We start from the raw sequence: 1422 nt of genomic DNA, 5'->3' as shown, positions 1-1422 counted from the left end.
GGAGTCTCAATGAGGAAGTCAAGCTGTTTGCGTGACTGGCTGAGTGGGGGTGAAGATCCGGTTGTCACGCAGCAGTGCCCACAACACGTTGACTCGGCGGCGTGCCAGGGCGATAACGGCTTGGACGTGTTTGAGTCCCTCGCCGCGTTTTTTGAGGTAGAAGTCCCGGTTCGGTCCGTCGCGGATGATGCTGGTCTGGGCGGAGAGATAGAAGATGCGGCGCAGCCTGCGGCTGTAGCGCTGGGGCCGGTGCAGGTTGCCGGTGCGACGCCCGGAGTCGCGGGGCACCGGCACCAGCCCAGCCGCGGAAGCCAGGTGCCCGGCATCGGCGTAGGCAGCAAGTTCGCCTGCGGCCACAACGAATTCCGCACCGAGGATCGGTCCCATTCCGGGCAGGGATTCGATGATGCTGGCTTGAGGATGGGCGCGGAAGGTCTCACGGATCCGAGCATCGAGGTGCTTGATCCGCTCGTCGAGGTCGAGGATCTGCCGGGCCAGATCAGCCACGATCCCGGCGGCGACGTCCTGGCCGGGCAGGGTGGCGTGCTGGGCCTGGGCGGCTTCCAGCGCGGTCGCGGCAACCTGCTCGGCATTGCGCACACGGCGACGAGCCAGCCAGCCGGTCAGCCGAGTGTGGCCTCGGCGGCGGATCGCGTCCGGAGTTTGACAGCCGGTCAGCAACACCAGCGCGCCCTTGTGGGCCGAGTAGTCAAAAGCCCGTTCCAGAGCCGGAAAGATACCGGTGAGCACGTCCCGCAGCCGGTTGATCACGCGGACCCGGTCAGCAATCAGGTCCGTGCGGTGCGCGGTCAGCAGCCCGAGGTCGGCGGCAAGCTGGGCGGGCACGTCGATGCTAGTGAAATCCCGGCGCATGCGGGCAGTCTCGGCGATCACGTAGGCATCACGGGCGTCGGTTTTCGCCTCGCCCCGGTAGGCACCAGCCATCCGGTTGACCGTGCGGCCAGGCACATACACAGCCTGCTGACCGTGCGCGGCCAGCAGGGCCAACAGCAGCGCAGCCGACGTGCCGGAGATATCGATCGCCCAGTGCACCGTGGCCGCCAGCTCGCAGATCTCCGCGATCGCAGCCACAATCTCAGACTCATCATTGCTGATCTTCTTCGACCACACGGTCGCACCAGCCGCATCGACCACCGCGGCCCAGTGATGGGCCTTGCCCGCGTCGATGCCCGCCCACGCCTGCTCCAGGCACTGACTCACCCACGTCTCCTCACCACCGACAACCCGCCGTCGGCCCGCGGAACACCCCGCCGTCATCTCCGTAAACAGCGACCGAAACACACATCTCAATCAGCAGCCAGGGCGCCCCGGAAAACCGGGCGGCCACTCCCATGCAGCCACTGCAGGCAAGAACTCATCAGCCACACCCGGTCCTCCCGGACCGACCAACAACTTACGGAG

Annotated in this window: 1 protein-coding gene; it reads right to left on the bottom strand. The window is 66.5% G+C overall.

Going from position 1 to position 1422, the window contains the following annotated elements; translation table 11 throughout:
* Positions 1 to 18: 18 nt before the first annotated feature.
* On the bottom strand, positions 19 to 1221 hold the full coding sequence (locus MOQ72_RS44075) for an IS110 family RNA-guided transposase (RefSeq protein WP_242192027.1): 1203 nt from the start codon (positions 1219 to 1221) through the stop codon (positions 19 to 21).
* Between the last annotated feature and the right edge of the window lie 201 nt (positions 1222 to 1422).

Source organism: Saccharopolyspora soli, from assembly GCF_022678645.1.
Lineage (GTDB): Bacteria > Actinomycetota > Actinomycetes > Mycobacteriales > Pseudonocardiaceae > Saccharopolyspora > Saccharopolyspora soli.
Note: the sequence above shows the minus strand (reverse complement) of the source record. Positions and strands in the feature narration are given on the sequence as shown.